Here is a 23,272-nt window from a genome sequence, read left to right as displayed (position 1 = left end):
GTCCCTTAACGGGGGTCCCCATGGTCTGCGGCGGCGCCGGCCGCGCGGGCCTCCCGCCATTCGGGGGCGAGCAGGGACCACACCTCGAGGTCCTGCCGGGCGCCCCGGTACAGGTTGTTCTCGCGCAGTACGCCGTCCCGGCGCATGCCCAGCCGTCGCGCCACGTTGATGCTGGGTGTGTTGGCGGACGACGCCCGCCACTCCACACGGTGGATGCCGCGCGCGTCAAACGCCCAGTCGAGGAGCACGCGCACGGCCCGGGTGACCAGACCCCGCCCCACCACCGCCGGCTCCAGCCAGCAGCCGACCTCGGCGGTGCCCTGGGCCGCGTCGAAGGTGCGGAACAGCACACCGCCCACCAGCTTCCCGTCCAGCCAGATGCCGTGCAGGCTGCCGGCGTCGTCGGCGCGCCGGTGGGCGTACATCGTCAGCAGCTCCCGCGCGGAGCCGACGTCCGTCTGCTGCTCGCCGAAGGGGATGTGCTGACCGATGAACTCGCGCCCGCGGTCGAGGTGGGCGAGGAACTCCTCGGCGTGCCACGGCTCCAGGGGGCGCAGTTCGGCCCCGTCGTCACCCAGGGATGTCGCGTACATCGTCCTGCCGCTCCTTCACCAGTGCGTCCACTTCCTCCGCGAGCGCGGCGTCGTCCGTGCCGTGCCCGGGGACCGCGGGCAGTGTCGCACGGCACTGAGGCGGCTCGATGCTGAGGCGGGGCAGGCGGGCGTCGAGGCCGCGCGGCAGCCACCAGTTGGCGCTGCCGAGCAGATGCATCAGGGCGGGCACGAGCAGCGTGCGCAGCACGAACGCGTCGAGGGCGACGGCGGCGGCGAGCGCGATGCCGAACATGGCGATCGTCCGGTCGCCGCTGAGGACGAAGGCGAGGAAGACGGAGATCATGATGACCGCGGCGGAGTTGATGACGCGGCCGGTCTCGGCGAGGCCGACGCGTACCGCGCGCCGGTTGTCGCCGGTTTCCAGCCACTCCTCGTACATCCGGCTGACCAGAAAGACCTGGTAGTCCATGGAGAGCCCGAACAGCACCGAGACCATGATCACGGGCAGGAAGGGCTCGATGGGCCCGGCCCGGCCGAGGCCGAGGAGTTCGCTGCCCCAGCCCCACTGGAAGACGGCGACGACGACGCCGAACGCGGCGGCGACGGCGGCGACGTTCATCGCGGCGGCCTTGAGCGGGATGGCCAGGGACCGGAAGGCGAGCAGCAGCAGGACGCAGCCCAGGCCGATCACCACGCCGACGAAGAGCGGGAGTTTGCCGACGATGACGCTCGCGAAGTCGTCGTACCCGGCGGTGACCCCGCCGACCTTCACGTCGAGCCCGGTGCCGGACTCGGCGCGGGGCAGCACCTCGGTGCGCAGCCGGTCCACGAGGTCGCTGGTGCGCTGCGACTGCGGGGCGGACTCCGGGACCACGGTGAGGTAGGCGGTGTTCCCTCCGGGGTTGTAGGTGGCCGGGGAGACCGAGGCGACGTCGGGGGTGGTGCGCAGGGTGGCGGCGAGGTTGTCCAGAATCAGCCGGTCCTCGGCGTCGTCGACGTGGGTGACGAGGGTGAGCGGGCCATTGACGCCGGGGCCGAAGCCGTCGGCGAGGAGGTCGTACGCCTGCCGGGTGGTCGTCTCCTTCGGATCGCTGCCGGCGTCGGAGGTGCCGAGGCGCAGCGAGAGGGTGGGCAGGGCGAGGACGGCCATGACGACGAGTGCGAGGGCGCCGAGGAGCCTGGGGTGGCGTTCGACGAAGGCGGACCAGCGGGCGGCGAACCCGGTGGGCACCTCCGGTTCGGGCCCGTGTTCGGCCAGGTGCCGGCGTTCGCGGCGGCTGAGCGCCCGCATGCCGGTGTACGACAGCAGGGCGGGCAGCAGGGTCACGGAGGCGGCGACGGTGAGCACGACGGTCAGCGCGGCGGCGATCGCGACGCCGTTGAGGAAGCCCAACCGGAGGATGAGCATGCCGAGCAGCGCGATGCACACGGTCGCGCCCGCGAACACCACCGCGCGTCCGGTGGTGGCGACGGCCTCCTGGGCCGCGTCGGCCACGGACAGCCCGCGTTTGAGGCCCCTGCGGTGCCGGGTGACGAGGAACAGCGCGTAGTCGATGCCGACGCCGAGGCCGATCAGCATGCCGAGCATGGGGGCGAAGTCGGCGACGGTCATGGCGTGGCCGAGCAGCCCGATGCCGGCGTAGGCGGTGCCGACGCCGACCAGCGCGGTGGCGATGGGGAGCAGTGCGGCGGCGGGCGAGCCGAACGCGACGAGCAGCACCGCGGCGGCGACGAGCACGCCGACGATCTCGGCGAGGTGCCCGCCGGCGGACTCGGTGAGCGTGACGGCGCTGCCGCCCAGTTCGACCTGGAGTCCGTCGGTCTCGGCGGACTTCGCGGTGTCGACGACGGCCCGTGCCTGGCCCTCGGTGATGTCCTGCGAGGGGTCCTCGAAGGTGACGGTGGCGTAGGCGGTGTGGCCGTCGTGGCTGATCTGCGCGTTCCGGCCGTCCTCGTAGGGGCCGGTCACGGAGGCGATGCCGGGGAGGTCGGCGAGCCGGTCCAGGGTGCGGGTCATCGTCTGTTCGACGTCGGCGGCGCGCACGGTGGTGCCGGTGGTGTGCCACACGACGGTGTCGCCGTCGCCGTCGGTGCCGGGGAAGCCCTCGTGGAGCAGCCGGCCGGCCTGGCTGGACTCGGTGCCGGAGACTCCGTAGTCGTTGGAGTAGGCGGTTCCCGCGACGGTCGCGGCGGTGAAGACGCCCGCGAACGCGGTCAACCACAGCAGAACGGCGGCGAGGCGCCGCCGGACACACCAGCGTGCGAGGGCTGCCACGGACGTACCCCCTGGGGGAATTGTGGATCTTTGCCCGAAGTCAGCCGGGAATAAAACGAACGGCCCGCAAAGAACGCTTGAACACTGCTCGTTCACTGTTGCAGGAGGAAATGATCGTTTGTCGTGATCGTGGCGTTCCTCACAGGAATACGGAACGACTCGCAGGGCACGCACCGGCGCCGTCCGTCCGGACCTCCGGATGCCGGAAGGGGGCGCACCGGACTCGGTGCACCCCCTTCACTGACGTACGGATACGCCCCGCTCAGCCCTCGGTGACGCCCAGCTTCTCAAGGATGAGCTCCTTGACGCGGGCGGCGTCGGCCTGGCCGCGCGTGGCCTTCATGACGGCGCCGACCAGCGCGCCGGCCGCGGCCACCTTGCCGCCGCGGATCTTGTCCGCGACGCCGGGGTTGCCGGCGATCGCCTCGTCGACGGCGGTGCCGAGGGCACCCTCGTCGGAGACGACCTTCAGACCCCGCTTGTCGACGACCTCGTCCGGCGTGCCCTCGCCGGCCAGCACGCCCTCGATGACCTGACGGGCCAGCTTGTCGTTCAGGTCGCCCTTGGTCACCAGCTCGGTGACCCGCGCGACCTGCTCCGGCGTGATCGCCAGCTCGTCCAGCGCCTTCTGGGACTCGTTGGCGCTGCGGGCCAGCTCGCCCATCCACCACTTGCGGGCGGAGGCGGCGTCCGCGCCGGCGTCGATCGTGGCGACGATCGGCTCCAGCGCGCCGGCGTTGAGAATCGCCTGCATGTCGAAGCCGGAGATGCCCCACTCCTCGCGGAGCCGGTTGCGGCGCACCAGCGGCAGCTCGGGCAGCGAGCCCCGGATCTCCTCGACCCACGCGCGGGACGGGGCGACCGGGACGAGGTCCGGCTCGGGGAAGTACCGGTAGTCCTCGGCCTCCTCCTTCACGCGGCCGGAGGTCGTGGACCCCGTGTCCTCGTGGAAGTGCCGGGTCTCCTGGATGATCGTGCCGCCGGCGTCGAGAACGGCGGCGTGCCGCTGGATCTCGAAGCGGGCGGCGCGCTCGACGGACCGCAGCGAGTTGACGTTCTTCGTCTCGCTGCGGGTGCCGAACTTCTCCCGGCCGTGCGGGCGCAGCGACAGGTTGACGTCGCAGCGCATCTGGCCCATCTCCATGCGGGCGTCGGACACGCCGAGCGCCCGGATGACCTCGCGCAGCTCGCGGACGTAGGCCCGCGCGACCTCGGGGGCCCGCTCGCCGGCGCCCTCGATCGGCTTGGTGACGATCTCGATGAGCGGGATGCCGGCCCGGTTGTAGTCGAGCAAGGAGTGCGAGGCGCCGTGGATACGGCCCGTCGCACCGCCGACGTGCAGCGACTTGCCGGTGTCCTCCTCCATGTGGGCGCGCTCGATCTGCACCCGGAAGACCTCGCCGTCCTCCAGCTGTACGTCGAGATAGCCGTCGAAGGCGATCGGCTCGTCGTACTGGGAGGTCTGGAAGTTCTTCGGCATGTCCGGATAGAAGTAGTTCTTCCGGGCGAAGCGGCACCACTCGGCGATCTCGCAGTTGAGCGCGAGGCCGATCCGGATGGCCGACTCGACCCCGGTCGCGTTGACGACCGGGAGCGCGCCGGGCATGCCGAGGCAGGTGGGGCAGGTCTGCGAGTTGGGCTCGGCGCCCAGCTCCGTGGAGCACCCGCAGAACATCTTCGTCTTGGTGCCGAGTTCGACATGGACCTCGAGGCCCATGACGGGGTCGTAGGACGCGAGTGCGTCCTCGTACGACACCAGGTCGGTCGTGGTGGTCACGGTGAAACTTCCCTCTCAGCCCAGCAGGACGTCGTCGTCGCCCAGCCGCTTCAGCTCGCGGTAGAGGATGGCGAGGTTGGTGACGACCGCGGCGCCGGTCACAACGGCGTCGATCAGTCGCAGCGTGTCGTGGTCGTCACGGGCCTTCTTGATCTGCTTGTAGGCACCGAGGGCGCCGAACGCCGACGTGGCCATCGAGACGTACAGACCGGTCCGGGACTTCTTGAAACCCTTGGCCTTGGACAGTGCGTTGCTCACAGCGACGGTGCCTCCTCGATCAGTGGGTGACCCCACCTTTCCACGAAGGCGGCCTCGACGGCGGCACCCACCTTGTACAGGCGGTCGTCCTTCAGGGCCGGGGCGATGATCTGCAGCCCGACCGGCAGGTTGTCCTCGGGGGCGAGGCCGCAGGGCAGCGACATCGCGGCGTTGCCCGCGAGGTTGGTCGGGATGGTGCACAGGTCGGCCAGGTACATCGCCATCGGGTCGTCGGCGCGCTCGCCGATCGCGAAGGCGGTGGTCGGGGTCGTCGGGGAGACGATCACGTCGACCTGCTCGAACGCCTTGTCGAAGTCCTGCTTGATGAGCGTACGGACCTTCTGGGCGCTGCCGTAGTAGGCGTCGTAGTAGCCGCTGGACAGGGCGTACGTGCCCAGCATGATGCGGCGCTTGACCTCGGCGCCGAAGCCGGCCTCGCGGGTCAGCGAGGTGACCTCCTCGGCCGAGTGCGTGCCGTCGTCGCCGACGCGCGCGCCGTAGCGCAGGCCGTCGAAGCGGGCGAGGTTGGAGGAGCACTCGGAGGGCGCGATCAGGTAGTACGCCGACAGTGCGAGGTCGAAGGACGGGCAGTCCAGCTCGACGATCTCGGCGCCCAGTTCCCTGAGGAGCGCGACGGACTCGTCGAACCGCTGGACGACACCGGCCTGGTAGCCCTCGCCGCGGAATTGCTTGACGACGCCGACGCGCATACCGGCCACGCTGCCGTTGCGGGCGGCCTCGACGACCGGCGGGACCGGCTCGTCGATCGACGTGGAGTCCAGCGGGTCGTGCCCGGCGATCACCTCGTGCAGCAGGGCCGCGTCCAGGACCGTACGGGCGCAGGGTCCGCCCTGGTCGAGCGAGGAGGAGAACGCCACCATGCCGTAGCGGGAGACCGCGCCGTACGTCGGCTTGACGCCGACGGTGCCGGTGACGGCGGCCGGCTGGCGGATGGAGCCGCCGGTGTCGGTGCCGATGGCGAGCGGGGCCATGTGGGCGGCGAGCGCGGCGGAGGACCCGCCGCCGGAGCCGCCGGGGATCCGGGTCAGGTCCCACGGATTCCCGGTCGGCCCGTAAGCGCTGTTTTCCGTACTGGACCCCATGGCGAACTCATCCATGTTGGTCTTGCCGAGGATGACGACGTCGGCGTCCTTGAGGCGCCTGGTGAGCGTCGCGTCGTACGGCGGAATCCAGCCCTCGAGGATCTTGGAGCCGACGGTGGTCGGGATGCCCTCGGTGGTGAAGATGTCCTTCAGCGCGAGGGGCACACCGGCCAGCGGCCCGAGTTGCTCGCCCCTGGCCCGCTTCTCGTCCACGGCGCGGGCCTGGGCGAGGGCGCCCTCGCGGTCGACGTGCAGGAAGGCGTGCACCTTCTCGTCGACGGCCTCGATCCGGGCGAGGTGGGCCTCGGTGACCTCGACGGCGGTGAGCTCGCCGGAGGCGATCTTCGCGGCCGTCTCGGCGGCGGTGAGCTTGATGATGTCGCTCATGGCGGTTACTCCTCCCCCAGGATCTGCGGCACCTTGAAACGCTGCTGCTCCTGGGCCGGGGCGCCGGAGAGCGCCTGCTCGGGGGTGAGCGACGGACGGACCTCGTCCGCGCGCATGACGTTCGTCAGCGGCAGCGGGTGGGAGGTCGGCGGTACGTCTTGGTCGGCGACCTCGGCGACGCGGGCGACCGCGCCGATGATGTCGTCCAGCTGTCCCGCGAAGTGGTCGAGCTCTTCGGGCTTCAGCTCCAGACGCGCCAGCCGGGCGAGGTGGGCGACCTCCTCGCGCGTGATGCCAGGCATGCAGCGTTCCTCTGAGTGAGTGCGTGCGGTTTGGCCCCAATCCTATGGGGCGGGGCGGGGTGGGGGTGCATCGGTTTGTTGCGGGGGCGCGGAAGAGCTCGGGAGGTGCAGGTCGTTCGGCGGCTGCGGGTGGGCTCGTGGCTGCTCGCGCAGTTCCCCGCGCCCCTGAAAAGCAACGGGGCGCCCCCTGCTTTTCAGGGCGCGGGGCTGTCATGTCTGCGCGGCTCCGCCGCGGTGTGCGCGAGCAGTCACCGTGCCCCTTCAGGGGCGCGGGGAACTGCGCGAGAAGTCCCCACCGGCGGTCAGCCGAGAACGCACCCCCCGGGGTCCAAGGGGCGGAGCCCCTTGAAGGGATGGGAAGGGCAGGGGCGGCGGGGGCGAAAAAACTCCCGGGCGAACCCCCACCCACCCCCGAGCGAGCCGCAGGCTATTCGTCGCCGGCGGCAGCCGGGAGCGCCGGCGCGGCCGGAGCCCGCCGCGGAGCCCCCCGCGCCCGGAGCCACGCCGTCGTCTCCTCCGCCGGCATCGCCGCCGACACCAACCACCCCTGCACCGCGTCACACCGCAGGTCCCGCAACCGCTCCCACGTCTCGTCGTCCTCGACACCCTCGGCGACGACCAGCAGCCCCAGCGAGTGCGCGAGATCGATCGTGCACCGCACGATCTCCGCATCCTCCGTGTCGACAGCCAACCGCGCCACGAACGACCGGTCGATCTTCAGCTCACTCACCGGCAGCCGCCGCAGATGCACCAACGACGAGTACCCGGTCCCGAAGTCGTCCAGCGACATCTTCACCCCGTGCCCGGCCAGCGCCGCCAACGTGTCCGCCGCCCGCTGCGGATCCTCGAGCAGCACATGCTCGGTGATCTCCAGCTGCAACGCCCCCGCCGGCACCCCGTGCCGGGCCAGCCGCGCGGCGACGGACCCGGCGAACCCGGGGGTGTGGACGTCACGCGGCGAGACGTTCACCGCGACCGGCACCAGCAGCCCCTGCCCCCGCCACGCGGCCACCTGTTCGAGCGCGGTCTCCAGGACGTACTCGGTCAGGTGCGGCATCAGCCCGGAGGACTCGGCGATGGCGATGAACTCGTCCGGCGGCACCCTCCCGCGCTCGGGGTGCACCCACCGCACCAGCGCCTCCAGCCCGGCGACCTCGCCGTCGAAGCGGACCTTGGGCTGGTAGTGCAGCTGCACCTCGTGCGCGTCGAGCGCGCGCCGCAGATCGCCCAGCAGGCCGAGCCGGTCGGGGGTGTTGGAGTCCCGCTTGGACTCGTACACCTCGACGCCCGTGCGGTCACGTTTCGCCTGGTACATCGCCACGTCGGCGCGGCGCAGCAGCCCTTCGGCGTCGGTGGAGTGGTCGGGGAAGACCGCGAGCCCGGCGCTGGCCTCCAGGACGAGGGTGAGTCCGTCGAGGTCGAGCGGGGAGCTGAGGGCGACGACGAGGTTGCGGGCGACGCGCGAGGCGGACGTCGTGGAGTCCGCGACCGGCAGTAACACGGCGAACTCGTCGCCGCCGAGCCGTGCGGCCTCGGCGCCGCGGGGCAGCGCGAGGCGCAGCCGCTCGGCGATCTGGAGGAGCAGCCGGTCGCCCGCGAGATGGCCGAGGGTGTCGTTGACGGAACGGAACCGGTCGAGGTCGATCAGCATGAGCGCGGAGCGCGCCCCGATGCGTTCGGCGTCGTCGAGCGCGCTCCAGGTGCGCTCCAGGAGCCACTGGCGGTTGGGCAGTCCGGTCAGCGGGTCGCGCAGTTGTTCCTCGGCGCGGACGCGGGCGATCCACAGGGTGGAGTCGAGCGCGATGAGAGGGATGGCGAACAGCGGCAGCAGCAGCGGCCGGGCCTCGGCGACGACGCAGATCAGCGGGGTGATGCCGAGCAGGGCGACGGCGAGCAGCCCCTGTCTGACCAGCGCGGTGCGGGCGACGGTGGGCAGGTGCCCGCCGCGCGGCCCGTGCAGGAACCACAGCAGGGCGCGGGTGACGACGAGGTAGGAGCAGGCGACCAGGGCGACCTGGGGCGCGGTGGCGAGCGTCCAGGTGCCGGGGTTCCAGGGATGTTCGACGGAGGGGACGCGGCCGCAGGCGGCCAGCAGCAGGGCGCCGGTGCCGATGCCGAGGATGTCCACCGCGCCGTGCAGGACGCCCTGCCGCCAGCGGCCCGGCCGGGCGATGCCGACCAGGACGACGGTGGTGAGGCTGATCATGCCGGCGGCGACCCAGCCGTAGAGCAGCAGGACGGCGAGGGTGAGGGCGGCGCCGGAACCGGTGCCGCCGGACCAGCGGGAGCGGCCGAGCGCCACGAGATGGCCCACGATGACACCGGTCAGCAGCGCGAGCGACCAGCCGACGGTGCCGGACGGGAAGAGGGCGTGATGCCCGTCGAACGCCCGGTAGAACCCGGCACCGAGCACGATGGCGGCGACCCCGACAACGGCCCCCGGCAACGACGGCCACGAGGGCCCTCGCTCCCCCCGCTCCAACGGATGCGCGCCACCCGGCCCGGCCGCCCCGCCGGTCCCGGACGCGCCCTGCCCCCACCGCGCCATCCGGCCCAGTCCGGACCCGCCCTGCCCCGGCACGGCCCCGCCCCCGGAAGCACCCCAGGCACCGGGACCCCCGGCCCCGCCCGCGACACCCCGCGCACGCGCGATCCCCTGAGCACCGGCGACACCCGGAGCACCCGGAGTGCCGGACACCGCACGCGCGTCCGGGGCACTCGATGCGCCCCCGGCACCCGGCCGACCCGCCGCCCCCGAGGCGTCCGCGGCGCGCGGCATGCCCGCGGCGCCCGGCCTGCTCGGGAGACCCGGAGCCCTTCCGGCGCCCGGCGCACCGGCGGCACCCGGCCCGCTCGAGAAACCCGCCGCGCCCGCGACGCCCGGTGCGCCCGTCCGACCCGCAGCACCCGGCGCGCCCGCCCCGCCCAGGGCGCCCGCAGCGGCGTCCTCGGCGGTGTCCGGGGCGCTGACGGCGCCCGGGTCCCGTATCGCCCCGGCGTCGCGCGAGCGCGACGCCGTCCGGGTGGCTCGGCGCCAGGCGCCGGAGATCCGGCGGACGCGCGGCCGCGCGTCCGGGGCGGCGCTCTCGCTCGGTTCCATTCCCGTCCCTCTCACAGCCGGCGGTGCCCACGCGTTCGCGGCCCGGTGCCGGCGACGACTGCCGGCGGCACCACGTCCAAAAACCCACCACGCAGCGGGGCACGGCAGGCGTACCTCTCAACAGTAGGCCGCGTAAGGCTTCCACGGGCAGCGGTCGGCCACGGTTGCCCGAATGCGACCCGGCCACCCGTATGCATCTGGTATGCGCCGAACGGGTGGCCTTCAACCGCTACTCCTCGGTCGGAAGCGCGACTTCGGCCGCGGCTTCCGGTCCGCGCTCCAGCAGGACGGCGAATCCGTCCTCGTTCAGCACCGGCACCTTCAGCTGCATCGCCTTGTCGTACTTCGATCCGGGGCTGTCGCCGACGACGACGAACGACGTCTTCTTGGAGACCGACCCCGTGACCTTGGCGCCTCTGCTCTGCAGGGCCTCCTTCGCCCCGTCCCGCGTGTGGTGTTCGAGCGTGCCGGTGACGACGACGGTGAGCCCCTCCAGCGGGCGCGGCCCCTCGTCCTCGCCGGTGTGCTCCTCCTCCATGCGGACCCCGGCCGCCTTCCACTTGCGCAGGATCTCGCGGTGCCAGTCCTCGGCGAACCACTGCGTGAGGGAGGCGGCGATGATCGGGCCGACGCCCTCCGTGGCCGCCAGTTCCTCCTCACTGGCCGCCTCGATGCGGTCCACCGAGCGGAACTCACGGGCCAGCGCCTCGGCGGCGACGGGGCCGACATGGCGGATGGACAGCCCCGTGAGCACGCGCGCCAGCGGGCGTTCCTTCGCGGCGGCGATGTTCTCCAGCATGGCGACGGCGTTCTTGCGCGGCTCGCCCTGCTGGTTGGCGAAGACCGTGGCGATCTTCTCCTCGCCGGTCTTCGGGTCCCGCTTGGGCAGTCCGCTGTCCTGGTCGAGGACGTACGCCTTGATGGGAAGCAGCTGCTCCATGGTGAGGTCGAACAGATCGCCCTCGTCGGTGAGCGGCGGCTCGGCGGGCTCCAGCGGTCTGGTCAGGGCCGCGGCGGCGACGTACCCGAAGTGCTCGATGTCCAGCGACTTGCGGCCCGCGAGGTAGAACAGCCGTTCGCGCAACTGGGCGGGGCAGGCCCGGGAGTTGGGGCAGCGCAGGTCGACGTCGCCCTCCTTCATGGGCCGCAGCGGCGTCCCGCACTCGGGGCAGTCGGCGGGCATCACGAACTCCCGCTCGCTGCCGTCCCGCAGGTCGGCGACGGGGCCGAGGATCTCGGGGATGACGTCACCGGCCTTGCGCAGCACCACCGTGTCGCCGATGAGGACGCCCTTGGCCCTGACCACGTCCTGGTTGTGCAGCGTGGCGAACTCGACCTCGCTCCCGGCCACCGTCACCGGTTCGACCTGGGCGTACGGCGTCACCCGTCCCGTACGGCCCACGCCGACGCGGATGTTGACGAGCTTGGTGTTGACCTCCTCCGGCGCATACTTGTACGCGATGGCCCAGCGCGGGGCGCGGGAGGTGGAGCCGAGGCGGCCCTGGAGGGGAATCTCGTCGAGCTTGACGACGGCCCCGTCGATCTCGTGCGCCACGGAGTGGCGGTTCTCGCCGTAGTACGCGATGAACTCCCGTACGCCCGCGAGGTCGTCGACCACCCGGTTGTGCGGCGAGGTGGGCAGGCCCCAGGTCTTCAGCAGCTCGTACGCCTGGGAGAGGCGTGTCATGCCGTCGAAGCCCTGAAGGGCGCCGATGCCGTGCACCACCATGTGCAGGGGGCGGGTGGCGGTGACCCGGGGGTCCTTCTGGCGCAGCGAACCGGCCGCCGCGTTGCGCGGGTTGGCGAAGGGCTTGTCGCCGGCCTCGACGAGGCGGGCGTTGAGCTCCTGGAACTTCTCCATCGGGAAGTAGACCTCGCCGCGGATCTCCACGACGTCCGGCACCTCCTCGCCGTGCAGCCGGTCGGGGATCTCGGCGATCGTGCGCACGTTCGGGGTGATGTCCTCGCCGGTGCGGCCGTCCCCGCGGGTGGCGGCGCGGGTGAGGCGGCCGTGCTCGTAGGTGAGGTTGACGGCGAGGCCGTCGACCTTGAGCTCGCACAGGAAGTGGTACTCCTGGCTGCCGAGTTCCTTGGCGATGCGTTCGGTCCAGGCGGCGAGGTCCTCGTCGTTGAACGTGTTGTCCAGCGACAGCATGCGCTCGCGGTGGCGGACGGAGGTGAACTCCGTCTCGTACGCGCCCGCGACCTTCTGCGTGGGCGAGTCGGGCGTGCGCAGCTCGGGGTAGCGCTCCTCCAGCTCCTGCAGCTCGCGCAGCAGCCGGTCGAACTCCGCGTCGCTGACGACCGGAGCGTCCTTCACGTAGTACCGGAAGCGGTGCTCCTCGATCTGCTCGGCGAGCCGGACGTGCTGCTCCCGTGCCTGCGCGGGCACCGCCGTGGTCTGGGCTTGCTTGTCGCCGGCCACCGTGTTGTCCTCCCGTTACTCTGGGTCGTCCGCGAGGGACCTCGCCGCCCGGGCGCAGTGGGCCAGCGCCCGGCGCGCGTACTCGGGGGACGCGCCCGCGAGTCCGCACGCCGGAGTGACCGTGACCGTCTCCGCGAGAAGCCCCGGAGACAGCCCCAGCCTGCGCCACAGCGTCCTGACACCCATGACGCTACCGGCAGGGTCCGACAACGGGGCGTCCGTGCCGGGCACGACACCGGCGAAGAGCCGGGTCCCCGCCTCCACGGCTTCCCCGAGCATGTCGTCGTCACGCTCGGTGAGCAGCGAGAAGTCGAAGGAGACGGCCGCCGCACCGGCCCGGCGCAGCAGTGCGAAGGGCACGTCGGGGGCGCAGGAGTGGACGACGACGGGTCCGGCCTCGTGGACGCCGACGACGTCGCGCAGGGTCGCCTCGACGACCTGGCGGTCCGGGGCGCGGTGGGTGCGGTAGCCGCTGGCGGTGCGGACCTGGCCGCGCAGGACGGCGGTGAGGGACGGCTCGTCGAGCTGGAGCACGAGGCGCGCGCCCGGCACCCGGCGGCGCAGCTCCGCGAGGTGCGCCCGCAGCCCCTCGGCGAGCGAGCCGGCCAGGTCGCGGCAGGCACCGGCGTCGGAGAGGGCGGCCTCGCCGTTGCGCAGCTCCAGGGCGGCGGCGAGCGTCCAGGGGCCCACGGCCTGCACCTTGAGGGGGCCCTCGTAGCCCTGGGTGAACTCCTCCAGGGCGTCGAGGTCCTCGCCCAGCCAGGAGCGGGCCCGTCCGGTGTCCCGCCCGGGGCGGTCCCCGATCCGCCAGCCGCTGGGCTCCACGCGCGCGTAGAGCTCGACGAGCATCCCGGCGGTGCGGCCGATCATGTCCGCGCCGGGGCCGCGGGCCGGCAGTTCGGGGAGGAAGGGGAAATCCTCGAAGGACCCGGTGGCGGTCTTCGCGGCCTCCCGCGCGTCCCCGCCCGGCAGGGAGCCGACGCCGGTGGCGGGGCCGAACCTGAACTGGCTGTTCTCACTCACGCGGGAAGCCTAGAGCGTGGCGCGGGCGCCCTGTCGACCGCCCGGGTGGCGGACCCTCACCCGCCAGAGGGGCGGGGTCGGCTCAGGACTCCAGGAACTTGTCCGCCAGGCCCCGTTCCAGGTAGTCGTCCGGCAGGTCCTGGACGACGTACTCGGCCTCGGCGCGCTCCGTGTGCAGCCGCCAGTAGGCGTCGGCGATCGTCTCCGGCCGCGAGTCGTGGCCGCCCTGGCCGATGAAGGCGGCGATCGCCACGTGGGCGGCGTAGACGCCGGTGCCGACGAGCGCGGCGTGCAGATTGAGGATCCAGTTGCGCATCCCGCCGGTGGCGATCTGCACGTTGGCCACGTGCGGGGCGACGATCGGCCCGGAGCCCGCGCCGCTGGTGACCAGGATCGTCCCCGTGCCGCGCGCCCTCATGCCGGGCAGCACGTGCCGCACCGCGGCGACGCCGCCGAGCAGATAGAGGTCGAGCTGGGCCAGGACCGAGTCGACGGTGACCTCGGTGGCTTCGACGAGCGGCGCCCGGCGCAGGTCGGCCGGGCTCGGCGCGGGCGAGTACTCGAGGACGTCGATCGGCCCGAGCCGCTCCTCGGCGGCGGTCAGCGCCGCGTGCAGGGCGGGGCGGTCGGTGACGTCGGCGGGGAACACCTCGGCCCGGACGCCCGCGCCGGCCAGGTCGCCGGCCACCTCCTCCAGGGTCGTGCGGTTGCGGGCGACCAGTGCCACGTCGAATCCCTCGGCGCCGAACCGCCGGCCGATCGCCCGGCCCAGCTGCGGGCCCGCGCCGACGATCACGATCGTGCTCAACTCGCCACCTCGTTGACTCATTACTCTCATGGGGACACGGGCCGGCACGCCTTGACGCCGGCACCTCGACACCATAGGAACGCCCCGGTCCCGAGGGCTCGGACTCGCACGACAGTCCGAACCGGAGATCCGCGACAGCACAGACGCGCGGCACCGGAGACGCGCGGCACCGGAGACGCACGGCACCGCGGACACGCGGCAACGAGGAGACGATGAACGGCACGTTCTCGGTGGACCTGAGCGGCGCCCACGCCTTCGGCGACTTCGCCCGCCTGTGGCGGTCCCGGATGGGCGAGGCGTTCCCGCTGGCACCCTTCAGCCGGGCGACCGTCGCCGGTTTCGGGGCGCGGTCCCGCGGGTTCCGGCTGCGGGACGCGATGTTCAACCGCTTCGAGAACGCGGCGGCCCTGCGGACGGTGGGCCCGGGGGTGGGCTCCGACGACCACGTACGGCTGTGGATCGTCCACCGGGGTGCCTGGCGGCTCGGGGAGCCGGGAGGGGCCGAGCACACGGCGCCGGCCGGCCGGGTGCTGGTGCAGACGGGGCGGCTGTCGCACTTCGCGGCGGCGCCGCGCACCGCCGTCCGGATGCTCGTGCTGCCCGCCGCGGAGATCCGGCACGGGCGGGGCCGTACGGCCTCCGGTCCCGGCGGCACCGCCGAGGTGCGGCTGCTGACCGCGCACGCCGCCGCGGTGGGCCGGATGCTGGACCGCCTCGGCCCCGCCGGGCTCGACGCCGCCCGCGCCACCCTCGCCGAGCTGGCCCGTGCCGTGGTCCTGGGCGGCATCGACGACGTGGAGCCCCGGCTGTCGCCGGCGCTGGCCCAGGCCGCGCGGGAGCTGGCCGACCGGCGGCTCACCGACCCCGCCCTCTCCCCCTCGGCCGTCGCCCGGGAACTGAACGTCTCCGTGCGCACCCTGCAACGGGCCTTCGCGCGCGAGGGGCAGCCGCTGAGCGCCTACATCAGGGACCGCCGTCTGGAGGAGGCGCGCCGCGCGCTCCTGGCCGCCCCGCACCGGCGCATGACCGTCGCGGACATCGCCGCCCGCTGGCAGTTCGCCGACAGCGGTCACTTCGCCCGCGTCTTCCGCGGCCGGTACGGGCGGACGCCCACGGACTACGCGGCGTGGGCCGCGGCCGAGAGAGCCGAGGAGGCCGAGGGGGCCGAGGGGGCCGAGGGGGCCGAGGGGGCCGAGGGGGCCGAGGGGATCGACGGGCCCGGCGAAGTCACCGTCCCGGGCGTACCGTCAGGTCGTTGACCTCGGCGTCGCGGGGCAGGTCGAGTGCCATCAGGATGGTGGTGGCGACGGACTCGGGGTCGATCCAGCGCTCCGGGTCGTAGCTCCTGCCCTCCTGCTGGTGCACCTTGACCTGCATGGGGCTGGCGGTGCGACCCGGGTAGACGGAGGTGACGCGGACGCCGGCCGCGTGCTCCTCCTCGCGGAGCGCGTCCGCGAGGGCCTTCAGTGCGTGCTTGGAGGCGGCGTACCCGGACCAGCCGGCGTGCGCGTTCAGGCCGGAGCCGGAGTTGACGAAGACGACGTGGCCGCGGGTGGTGCGCAGCTGCGGCAGGAAGTGGCGGGTCAGCTCGGCGGGGGCCAGCAGGTTGACGTCGAGCTGGTGGCGCCAGGCCTTGGGGGTGAGTTCGCCGACCGTGCCGAGTTCGATGACGCCGGCGATGTGCAGGAGGGAGTCGACGCGGTCGGGGAGCGACTGGTGGGAGAAGGCCCAGGAGAGCCGGGCGGGATCGGCGAGGTCGCCGACGAGGGTGTGGGCGCCGGGGAACTCGGCGGCGAGGTCCGTGGCGCGGGCGGCGTCCCGTGCGTGCAGGACGAGGTCGTCGCCGCGGGTGTGGAGCCGCCGGGCGACGGCGGCGCCGATGCCGGAGCCGGCGCCGGTGATCACATGTGTAGCCATGCGGTCATGCTCGCATTTTTCCTCGCCCCCGCCGCCCCTGCCCTCCCCCAAGCTCTCAACTTCGTTCGAGCAGGGGGACCCCATCGTCCCCGGGGGGTCCGGGGGCGCAGCCCCCGTCAGGCCCCTCGTTGGCGTGTGCGCATGGCCTTGGCCGCGCGGAGGCGTTGGGGGGTGAACGCGTTGGTTGCTCCGGCTCCCTTCCCGGGCGTGCGGTTCCATTTCTCGATCGTGTCCGCCAGCTTCCGCAGCGCCGCGTCGCCGGGGCGCACGTCGATCTGGAAGTGGCCCTCCTTCGGCACGTCCGGGTCGTCGCCGCCCCACCGCACCACTGCCTCGCACTCGGCGAGGATGTCCCGTACGACGGCGATCTCGTGGGGGAAGAGCCCGCCCCGCGCACCGGCCGGGTAGAGGTCGGGGCAGAGCGCGACGGCCGTCCCGGACAGGTAGTTCGACTCCTGGTCGGCGCGCACGGACCGGTCCGTCGTGTGGCCGTGCACGTCCCCCGCCTTCAGGGTGCGGATCTCGTAGTGGAAGCGGCGCGTGACGTGCAGCAGGACGGTGGCCACGTCCCCCGCCAGCAGCGCCACGGACGCGTTCGAGCCCTCGACGCGGTGGACCCCGATGCCGTCGGAGCCGCCGGCGCCGTCCTTGACGGCCCATCCGTTCGCCGAGCGGCCGCCGGACCAGTGGCCGCCCGTGGCGCCGGCCGCGGCCCGGGGGGACGCGGTGGCGGCCGGGGCGAAGCCGAGGGAGAGGGCGGAGGTCGCCCCGACGAGGCCCACGGCCGTGAGGAAGCCGCGGCGGCCCAGTTTCTCGCTGTGATCGTTCACTGTGCCTCAGTGTTCCTTTCCCGGCCTCCGGCCGGATTCCGGTGCCCCGCGAACCGGGCCCGCACGGCCGCCCCCAGGCAGCAGACGCAGGCCACGAGGTAGGCGAGGACGCCGGGATTCACGTAGGGCGGGACGAGGTCGAAGTGCGCGTTGCACTCGCGGTGCAGCGGGACGAGCGAGGTGTGGCCGTAGGCCGGGTCCAGTGGCTGGTGGTGTTGCAGGGTGCAGGTCTCCTCGATGTCCGTCGCGAACATGTGCGAGGCGCCCCACAGGTACAGCGCCAGCGCGCAGAGCAGGAACCCCGCGGCCGCGGCCGCCCACCGGACCGTGGGGCCGCCCGGCAGCAGCCGGACGACGGCACCGGTCAGCAGGGCGCCGAGGGCGAGCCACAGGCACACGACGAAGAAGGTCAGCACGTTTCCACCACTGTTTCCGGCCGGCGGCCGCGGGGCCCCGTTCCCGGCCGCCGCTCAGCCTTCCTGGTCGGCCAGTTTCTGCAGGGTCTCCGCATAGCCCTGGAGGTACGGATCGAGTTTTCCGTCCGTGAGGTATCCGGGCAGCAGTGTGTTCCATCCCGAGACCTGCCGGATCGCCTGGGTGCGCATGGCGTCCAGGACGTCGTCGTCCCCGACGTCGACGAGCATGGTCCGCGCGGTGTCCTCCGCGTGCGCGACGCTGCTGCCGTGCCGCTGGGCGAAGTAGTCGGTGAACCGGCGCAGATGGCCGTTGCCACCGATGAGCGACCGCACCTCCTCGTCGATGCGGGCCCCGTTCTTCACGGCCGTTCCGACGAGGTAGCCGTCGACGTCCTCCACCATGTCCCCGAAGGAGAACGACGAGGTGACGTTGAGTTTGGCGAGCCGGTCCATGCAGAAGGCGTAACCGGAGGCGTAGGAATCGGCGTTGTTGCGCCAGTCCCCGTAGAAGGTGGTGAGATCGCCGCCCCAGCCGCCGAAGTCCCCCCGGTTGGCGCCGGTTCCGGAGCCGCTGCCCTTGAGGTAGAAGGCGTTGGCGGTGGCGCCGAAGTGGTCGGCGTGGACGGTCACGCCGTACGACGGGTCGGTGAAACTCGTGACCCGCTCGGGCCCGTTGTCGTCGGCGTAGGCGATCCAGTCGCGGTCGACGTCGCCGATCAGGGTCTTCCAGCCGCTGTAGAGGTCGACGTAGCGGGGATAGCGCAGGTATTCCATGACGCGCAGGCTCGGATTGCCCTTGTTGTACCGCACGGCGGTGCTGTACAGGTCGGCGATGTACTGCACGTATCCGGCGACCGGGGATTCGGTGGAGCCGACGCCGTCGCGCCCCACCCCGCGGTCGGCGCCCGGCCGCTGGACGTCGCGGTCCAGGTCGAAGGAGTCGGTCTGGCTCGCGCTGAACCGGAATTCCTTGATCTGGGTGAAGGACCAGTTCTCCGGCATCGGGAAGCCGAGGTTCCCGGAGAATCCCCAGGACATTCCGGAGACGAACGAGTAGCGCGCGTACGCCTCCGCGCTCACCCGTGAGCAGACGTTCCGGGAGCCGTACACGCCGGCGACATAGCGTTTCCCACGGCTGGCCAGGCCCGACTGGACGCCGTTGAAGTACGGGACGATGTTGCTGGTGATCTCGGGGTCCGTGGCGTCGTAGTCGACGGCGAAGTAGATCACGGTGCCGGTGTTGAAGCCGTATCCGACGGCGCGGTCGTGCGCCTTCTGCGCGTGCGTGTAGCCCTGCGAGAAGGTGAAGTCGGCCAGCGAGCGGGCGCCGTACTGGGAGATGGGGAAGACCCGCATGCCGCCGTCGAAGATGGCGTCCAGTTCCCCGGGCTGGATCTCCTTGTCGAGCGTGCTGTCCGGATCCTCGTCCAGATAGCGGCCGACGACCGTGTAGCCGCCCGAGACCAGGGCCCTGGCCCGGTCGACGCTGATGTGGAAGCGGGTGTCGCAGGCGCCGGCGGGCCGGTCGGGGTCGCCCATCGAGACCAGCAGCTGGGCCCATGTCTCGTAGTCGCCGCGGCCGTTGACGGTGAGCGCGGAGAACTTCTGGAAGGCGCGCACGTACTCGGTCAGGGCCGGGTCGAACGTGGTCTTGAACACGGTGGACGTGGAGCCGACGCTGCCGTTGAAGACACAGGCGGCGCTGAAGAGTTTGACGAAGATGCCGGTGTCGTCCTCGGACACCTCGTGGCTGCGCAGCCCGGCCTGGGTCGAGGGGCCGAAGTTCCCGGTCGCCTGGTCCTCGGGGACGCCGAACTCGTACTGCAGCGCCTTCATCAGGGCGGTCTGGACGTCCCGGGTGTAATGGCCGTCGCAGGGGATGAGGAAGAAGGTGGACTTGTTCAGATAGCTGCTGTTGAGCCACTGCTGGATCGTGCGCACCTCCTCGGTGCCGCCCGACAGCAGCGAGTAGGCGTCCATGGTCAGCAGCGCCTTGAAGATCTTCGGCTGCACCCTTCCGTCGGAGGGGACGGGGAAGCCGGCGTTGCGTTTGAGCTGGGTGACGGAGGCCGTGGTGGCGTCGTCGTACGTCCCGTCCTCGTTGCCGCCCCAGTAGCCCTTGCAGAACAGGGCGCTCTGCACGATGCGGACGATGTTCCGGTTCGACGTCGACGGGCCGATGTCCCCGAGGGCCGACAGTCTGGACAGGGTGGTGGGGCCGAAGCTGTCGGAGAGGGCGGTGATGCCCAGTTCGACCTGGAGGCCCCGGGTGAGCGAGAACATGGTCGCCCATCCGGTGGCGCCGTCCTCCGGGCATTTCTTGTAGCCGCTGACACTGCCGTAGGTGGCGTTCACCCATTTCTGGGCGGCGAGGACCTTCTCGTCCATCTCGGTGCTCCTTCTCAGCCGCAGGGGAACACGTAGTCGGACGCGTAGTCGATGTAGAGGCTGCCGGAGCTGTTGCCCATCCTGGCGGTGACCGGCGCGCAGGCGAAGCTCGAGACGTAGACGGGGCCCGCGTACTGGCTGAAGCTGCCGGTGTCGGTGTCGCAGCTCGTGCCGCCCGCCTTGCAGACGCGCAGGTACATGTACTGCGACTTGCCCACGTTGTTGTCGAGGATGGCGCACCCCTTGCCGCCGTTCTCGTAGGCGAAGAGGGTGCCCAGGCGCAGGTTCGGGTCGGTGCCGAGGGGCAGCGGGACGGCCTTGGACAGCGCGTAGCCGGAGCCGCACACCGTGGCCGCCGCGACGGCCTGCGGATCGCTCTTGGCGATGGCCCGGGTGGTGGCGTCGGCCTTGGCGGAGACCGTCGGGGCGGGGTCCTGTGCGGCCACCGCCTGCGGTGCGGTGACGGCGACCGTGGCCAGGGCCGCGGCGACCGCCGCCGTACGGAGGGCTGCCGTGAACGTCAGCATGGGGTGGGGGGTCCTCTCGTCGAACGTCGAATATCGAACGTTTGTTCGTGATCGAGCCGGCGGAGTCACTGTAGACATGACGTGAACGCTTCAGAAAGAGGACGATCATCGACGGCACCGGTGCGCACGTCCGAAAAACGCCCCCCGTCGAAGCGGCCCGCCCACCCGGACCGCCCCGGCAGAGGGCGAAAACGCTTGCGACGACTGAGTGAAGGCTGTGTACCGGCTATGCGGAGGCGGCGGGTCCGCCCTCCGACGATTGGCTGATCACCGCGCCCCGCTCCGACGGCTCACTCGACGCCCAGGCTCTCCTCCAGATACGCCAGCGCCCCCACCGGCTCCTCCGCGAAGAAGACCAGGTCGGCCAGGGGGCGGGGGAGGAAGCCTTCGGCTTCCATGCGGTGGAACTGCTGCTTCAGGCCGTCGTAGAAGCCGGCCGTGTTGAGGAGGACCACCGGCTTGTCGGTGTGGCCGTGCTTCTTCAGTTCGAGGATCTCGGTCGCCTCGTCGAGCGTGCCCGTGCCGCCGACCATGATGACGACGGCGTCGCCCTTCTCCAGCAGCAACCGCTTGCGTTCGGCGAGGTCCCGGGCGACCACCATGTCGTCGACGCCGGGGCGCACCTTGTGCGAGAGGAAGTCGACGGAGACCCCGCACAGCCGTCCGCCCGCCTCCTGGACGCCGTCGGCGACCACCTTCATCAGACCGGCGTCCGAGCCGCCCCAGACCAGGGTGTGACCGCCCTTGCCGAGCAGTTCCGCGAACTCGCGGGCGGGACGGGTGTAGCGGTCGTCGAGGTCGGCGGCGGAGAGGAAGACGCAGATTCGCATGGCGACCACGGTACGCGGGAAAATCCCGCCCCCGGGCGGGAAGAACGGGGCCCGGGCGCGTGCTGAACCGGCATGAGCCAAGGACACATCATCACCGTCGAACAGAGTGACGAGCGTGTGCGCGTGGTGCACGGCGGCCAGGTGCTGGCCGAGAGCGACCGTCCGCTCGTGCTGCGCGAGACCGGCTGTCCCCCGCGCTACTACCTGCCCCCCGAGGACGTACGGCTCGACCTGCTGACGCCGTCGGAGACCCACACGGTCTGCCCCTTCAAGGGGACGGCCTCCTACTGGTCGCTGCCGGACGCCGCCGACCTGGTCTGGGCGTACCCGGACCCGAAGCCGGACGTGGCCGCGATCAAGGACCACCTGTGCTTCTACGAGGTGGAGGTGGCCGGCACGGCGGGCTCCTGAGTTCTGGCCGTGTCGCGGGCGGGAGCGCCGCGCCCGTGGCAGTCTCCTGAGACATGGCAGCCATGGACAAGAAGGTCACCTCCAGCGACGGCACCCGACTCGCGTACACGCGCACCGGGCGGGGCCCGGCGGTCGTCCTGGTGAGCGGAGCGATGTCGACGGGCGCGACGACGGCGCCGCTGGCCGCGCGGCTGGCGGACCGTTTCGAGGTGGTCGCCTACGACCGCCGGGGCCGCGGCGGCAGCGGGGACACCGCGCCGTACGCGGTCGCCCGCGAGGTGGAGGACCTCGGGGCGCTGATCGGCGCGGTGGGCGGCAGCGCCGCGCTGTACGGCATCTCGTCGGGCGGCGCGCTCGCCCTTCAGGCGGCGGTGAGCGGGCTGCCGGGCGTGACGCGGGTCGCCGTCTACGAGCCGCCGTTCGCGCTGTCGGACGACGGGGCGGACGAGCGCGCGCGGTACACCGCGCGGCTCACCGAGGCGCTGGAGCAGGGCCGGCGCGGGGACGCGGTGGAGCTGTTCCTGGCGCTCACCGGCCTCGCCCCGGAGATGATCGCGAACGCCCGCACCTCCCCCATGTGGCCCGACATGGAGGCGGTCGCGCCGACGCTCGCGTACGACGACGCCGTGATGGGCGACGGCGGCCGGGTCCCCCGCGACCGGCTGGCGCGGATCGGGGTGCCGGTGCTCGCCGTGGCCGGCGGGGCGAGCCCTGCCTGGCTGCGCGAGGCGGCGCGGGCGGTGGCGGACGCGGTCCCCGACGCCGCGTACCGCTGTCTGGAGGGGCAGAACCACATGGTCGACCCGGAGGCCCTCGCTCCCGTGCTGGCGGAGTTCCTCGGGGCCTGAGCCGGGGCGCTCCCGCCGGTGGCGGAAATGCGGGGCGGCCGGGCCGTGTTGCCGTCCAGCGGGGACGCGTTTCCGGCCACCGGGGCCGGGCCCCCGACCGGAGGGACACCGCCGCATGCCCAGCAGCACCGCACCGGACCGCACGGAATCCGCCGCCGATGCCCGCCGCCCGTGGACCGTGGCCGTCCTCGGCCCCGGCGGCGTCGGCGGACTGCTCGCCGCACTGCTGTCCCGGGCCGGGCACCGGGTGATCTGCCTGGCCGGCGAGACGACCGCCAAGACCCTGCGCGAGGACGGGATCCGGGTGCGCAGCGGGCGGTTCGGGGACTTCACCGCCGAGGTGGCGGCCGGTACCGAGCTGCGCGAACCGGTAGACCTGTGCGTGGTGGCCGTCAAGCACACCAGCCTGGAGGCGGCCCTGGAGCGGGTACCGGCGGCCGTACTGGGCCCGGACGCGCTGGTCCTGCCGCTCCTCAACGGCGTCGAGCACCCGGAGGCGCTGCGCCGGCGCTACGGCGCGGAGCGGGTCGCGGCCGGCGTCATCCGCGTCGAGTCGACCCGGGTCGCGCCCGGCGTGATCGAGCACGGCAGCCCGTTCGCCGACATCGACCTCGCGGGCCGCACCGCGCGCCCGCTCACCGAAGTGGCCGCCGTCCTGGAGGCCGCCGGGCTCCGGGCCCGCGTCGCGGAGTCGGAGACCGCGATCCTCTGGGCGAAGCTGGCCTTCCTCGCCCCGTTCGCCCTGCTCACCACGCGGTACGGCACGGGCGCCGGCCCGGTGCGCACGGAGCACCGTCAGGAGCTGCTCGCCCTGATCGACGAGACCACCGCCGTCGGCCGTGCGGAGGGGGCGCCGCTCGACGCGGCCCGCAGCCTGGCGATGTTCGACGCGTGCCCGGCCGACATGAAGTCGTCGATGCAGCGCGACGCGGAGGCGGGCCGCGCGCTGGAGCTGGACGCGATCGGCGGGGCCGTGCTCCGCGCCGCCGGGCGGCACGGGATCGCGGTGCCGACGGCCGCTCGCCTGGTGTCCGAAGTGAGATCGCTGTGACCGACCGAACACGTCCTGCGGGGAGTTGACGCCCCGGCGGCT

At 72.5% G+C, this 23,272-nt stretch carries 20 protein-coding genes; 4 read left to right on the top strand and 16 right to left on the bottom strand.

All coding sequences use genetic code 11. The features are described from left to right. Nucleotides 1–5 precede the first annotated feature (5 nt). The 10 genes from OIE12_RS23560 to OIE12_RS23515 form a co-directional block, all read right to left on the bottom strand. Entirely contained in the window at nt 6–593 is a 588-nt protein-coding gene (locus OIE12_RS23560; RefSeq protein WP_329138471.1) for a GNAT family N-acetyltransferase, read from the bottom strand. Further along, nucleotides 571–2,829, bottom strand: coding sequence for an MMPL family transporter (locus tag OIE12_RS23555; protein ID WP_329138469.1), 2,259 nt, complete (start codon nt 2,827–2,829; stop codon nt 571–573). The genes OIE12_RS23560 and OIE12_RS23555 overlap by 23 nt, the downstream gene beginning before the upstream one ends. Before the next feature lie 262 nt (nt 2,830–3,091). Then, complete coding sequence (gatB, locus tag OIE12_RS23550) at nt 3,092–4,606, bottom strand: Asp-tRNA(Asn)/Glu-tRNA(Gln) amidotransferase subunit GatB (RefSeq protein WP_329138467.1); 1,515 nt, start codon at nt 4,604–4,606, stop codon at nt 3,092–3,094. A 15-nt stretch (nt 4,607–4,621) separates the two neighbouring features. Then, nucleotides 4,622–4,864 carry a hypothetical protein gene (locus OIE12_RS23545; RefSeq protein WP_006139668.1) on the bottom strand — a complete coding sequence of 81 codons (243 nt, stop codon included), beginning with the start codon at nt 4,862–4,864 and terminating at the stop codon, nt 4,622–4,624. Next, complete coding sequence (gene gatA / locus OIE12_RS23540; protein WP_329138465.1) at nt 4,861–6,354, bottom strand: Asp-tRNA(Asn)/Glu-tRNA(Gln) amidotransferase subunit GatA; 1,494 nt, start codon at nt 6,352–6,354, stop codon at nt 4,861–4,863. Before gatA ends, OIE12_RS23545 begins: the two co-directional genes overlap by 4 nt. A 5-nt stretch (nt 6,355–6,359) precedes the next feature. After that, a complete protein-coding gene (gene gatC / locus OIE12_RS23535; RefSeq protein ID WP_030380187.1) occupies nt 6,360–6,656 on the bottom strand; it encodes an Asp-tRNA(Asn)/Glu-tRNA(Gln) amidotransferase subunit GatC in 297 nt (98 codons plus the stop codon). A 427-nt stretch (nt 6,657–7,083) separates the two neighbouring features. After that, complete coding sequence (locus OIE12_RS23530) at nt 7,084–9,435, bottom strand: putative bifunctional diguanylate cyclase/phosphodiesterase (protein ID WP_443054070.1); 2,352 nt, start codon at nt 9,433–9,435, stop codon at nt 7,084–7,086. Between the two features lie 550 nt (nt 9,436–9,985). Further along, nucleotides 9,986–12,181: an NAD-dependent DNA ligase LigA gene (ligA, locus tag OIE12_RS23525; RefSeq protein WP_329138462.1), complete on the bottom strand. Its 2,196-nt coding sequence runs from the start codon at nt 12,179–12,181 to the stop codon at nt 9,986–9,988. A 15-nt stretch (nt 12,182–12,196) separates the two neighbouring features. Continuing rightward, nucleotides 12,197–13,204 (bottom strand): methionine synthase, encoded by a 1,008-nt coding sequence (locus tag OIE12_RS23520; protein ID WP_329138460.1) that lies wholly within the window; start codon nt 13,202–13,204, stop codon nt 12,197–12,199. 82 nt (nt 13,205–13,286) lie between these two features. Further along, nucleotides 13,287–14,012: an SDR family NAD(P)-dependent oxidoreductase gene (locus OIE12_RS23515; RefSeq protein WP_329138458.1), complete on the bottom strand. Its 726-nt coding sequence runs from the start codon at nt 14,010–14,012 to the stop codon at nt 13,287–13,289. A gap of 212 nt (nt 14,013–14,224) precedes the next feature. Between OIE12_RS23515 and OIE12_RS23510 the strand changes: the two genes are divergently transcribed. Beyond that, complete coding sequence (locus OIE12_RS23510; RefSeq protein ID WP_329138456.1) at nt 14,225–15,271, top strand: helix-turn-helix domain-containing protein; 1,047 nt, start codon at nt 14,225–14,227, stop codon at nt 15,269–15,271. On the opposite strand, the gene OIE12_RS23505 is transcribed toward OIE12_RS23510, so the two are convergent. The 6 genes from OIE12_RS23505 to OIE12_RS23480 all read right to left on the bottom strand — a co-directional run bounded on the left by OIE12_RS23505 (nt 15,240) and on the right by OIE12_RS23480 (nt 20,920). Then, the gene (locus OIE12_RS23505; protein WP_329138454.1) at nt 15,240–15,929 is read right to left on the bottom strand and encodes an SDR family oxidoreductase; all 690 of its coding nucleotides are present in this window, start codon (nt 15,927–15,929) and stop codon (nt 15,240–15,242) included. The genes OIE12_RS23510 and OIE12_RS23505 overlap by 32 nt on opposite strands. 116 nt (nt 15,930–16,045) lie before the next feature. Next, nucleotides 16,046–16,759, bottom strand: a complete 714-nt coding sequence (locus OIE12_RS23500; protein WP_329138452.1) for a hypothetical protein — start codon at nt 16,757–16,759, stop codon at nt 16,046–16,048. After that, complete coding sequence (locus OIE12_RS23495; protein ID WP_329138450.1) at nt 16,756–17,175, bottom strand: hypothetical protein; 420 nt, start codon at nt 17,173–17,175, stop codon at nt 16,756–16,758. The genes OIE12_RS23500 and OIE12_RS23495 overlap by 4 nt, the downstream gene beginning before the upstream one ends. A gap of 54 nt (nt 17,176–17,229) precedes the next feature. Continuing rightward, complete coding sequence (locus OIE12_RS23490) at nt 17,230–19,563, bottom strand: glycoside hydrolase domain-containing protein (protein ID WP_329138448.1); 2,334 nt, start codon at nt 19,561–19,563, stop codon at nt 17,230–17,232. Between the two features lie 14 nt (nt 19,564–19,577). Beyond that, nucleotides 19,578–20,090, bottom strand: a complete 513-nt coding sequence (locus OIE12_RS23485; protein WP_329138446.1) for a hypothetical protein — start codon at nt 20,088–20,090, stop codon at nt 19,578–19,580. Nucleotides 20,091–20,380: 290 nt separating this feature from the next. Next, the gene (locus OIE12_RS23480) at nt 20,381–20,920 is read right to left on the bottom strand and encodes a TIGR00730 family Rossman fold protein (RefSeq protein ID WP_329138445.1); all 540 of its coding nucleotides are present in this window, start codon (nt 20,918–20,920) and stop codon (nt 20,381–20,383) included. A gap of 72 nt (nt 20,921–20,992) precedes the next feature. Between OIE12_RS23480 and OIE12_RS23475 the strand changes: the two genes are divergently transcribed. The 3 genes from OIE12_RS23475 to OIE12_RS23465 all read left to right on the top strand — a co-directional run bounded on the left by OIE12_RS23475 (nt 20,993) and on the right by OIE12_RS23465 (nt 23,230). Next, on the top strand, nt 20,993–21,331 hold the full coding sequence (locus OIE12_RS23475; protein ID WP_329138443.1) for a DUF427 domain-containing protein: 339 nt from the start codon (nt 20,993–20,995) through the stop codon (nt 21,329–21,331). Between the two features lie 62 nt (nt 21,332–21,393). After that, nucleotides 21,394–22,179, top strand: a complete 786-nt coding sequence (locus tag OIE12_RS23470; RefSeq protein ID WP_329142157.1) for an alpha/beta fold hydrolase — start codon at nt 21,394–21,396, stop codon at nt 22,177–22,179. Between the two features lie 115 nt (nt 22,180–22,294). Continuing rightward, a complete protein-coding gene (locus OIE12_RS23465) occupies nt 22,295–23,230 on the top strand; it encodes a ketopantoate reductase family protein (RefSeq protein WP_329138441.1) in 936 nt (311 codons plus the stop codon). Nucleotides 23,231–23,272: the final 42 nt, after the last annotated feature.

Source organism: Streptomyces sp. NBC_00670 (assembly GCF_036226765.1).
Classification (GTDB): domain Bacteria; phylum Actinomycetota; class Actinomycetes; order Streptomycetales; family Streptomycetaceae; genus Streptomyces.
Note: the sequence above shows the minus strand (reverse complement) of the source record. Positions and strands in the feature narration are given on the sequence as shown.

Coding starts and splice junctions, on each gene's coding strand:
- gatA (WP_329138465.1), bottom strand. CDS start 6,354: ATGAGCGACATCATCAAGCTCACCGCCGCCGAGACGGCCGCGAAGATC.
- OIE12_RS23485 (WP_329138446.1), bottom strand. CDS start 20,090: ATGCTGACGTTCACGGCAGCCCTCCGTACGGCGGCGGTCGCCGCGGCC.
- OIE12_RS23505 (WP_329138454.1), bottom strand. CDS start 15,929: ATGGCTACACATGTGATCACCGGCGCCGGCTCCGGCATCGGCGCCGCC.
- OIE12_RS23465 (WP_329138441.1), top strand. CDS start 22,295: ATGCCCAGCAGCACCGCACCGGACCGCACGGAATCCGCCGCCGATGCC.
- OIE12_RS23475 (WP_329138443.1), top strand. CDS start 20,993: ATGAGCCAAGGACACATCATCACCGTCGAACAGAGTGACGAGCGTGTG.
- gatC (WP_030380187.1), bottom strand. CDS start 6,656: ATGCCTGGCATCACGCGCGAGGAGGTCGCCCACCTCGCCCGGCTGGCG.
- OIE12_RS23480 (WP_329138445.1), bottom strand. CDS start 20,920: ATGCGAATCTGCGTCTTCCTCTCCGCCGCCGACCTCGACGACCGCTAC.
- OIE12_RS23510 (WP_329138456.1), top strand. CDS start 14,225: ATGAACGGCACGTTCTCGGTGGACCTGAGCGGCGCCCACGCCTTCGGC.
- OIE12_RS23490 (WP_329138448.1), bottom strand. CDS start 19,563: ATGGACGAGAAGGTCCTCGCCGCCCAGAAATGGGTGAACGCCACCTAC.
- OIE12_RS23560 (WP_329138471.1), bottom strand. CDS start 593: ATGTACGCGACATCCCTGGGTGACGACGGGGCCGAACTGCGCCCCCTG.
- OIE12_RS23530 (WP_443054070.1), bottom strand. CDS start 9,435: ATGCCGCGCGCCGCGGACGCCTCGGGGGCGGCGGGTCGGCCGGGTGCC.
- OIE12_RS23470 (WP_329142157.1), top strand. CDS start 21,394: ATGGACAAGAAGGTCACCTCCAGCGACGGCACCCGACTCGCGTACACG.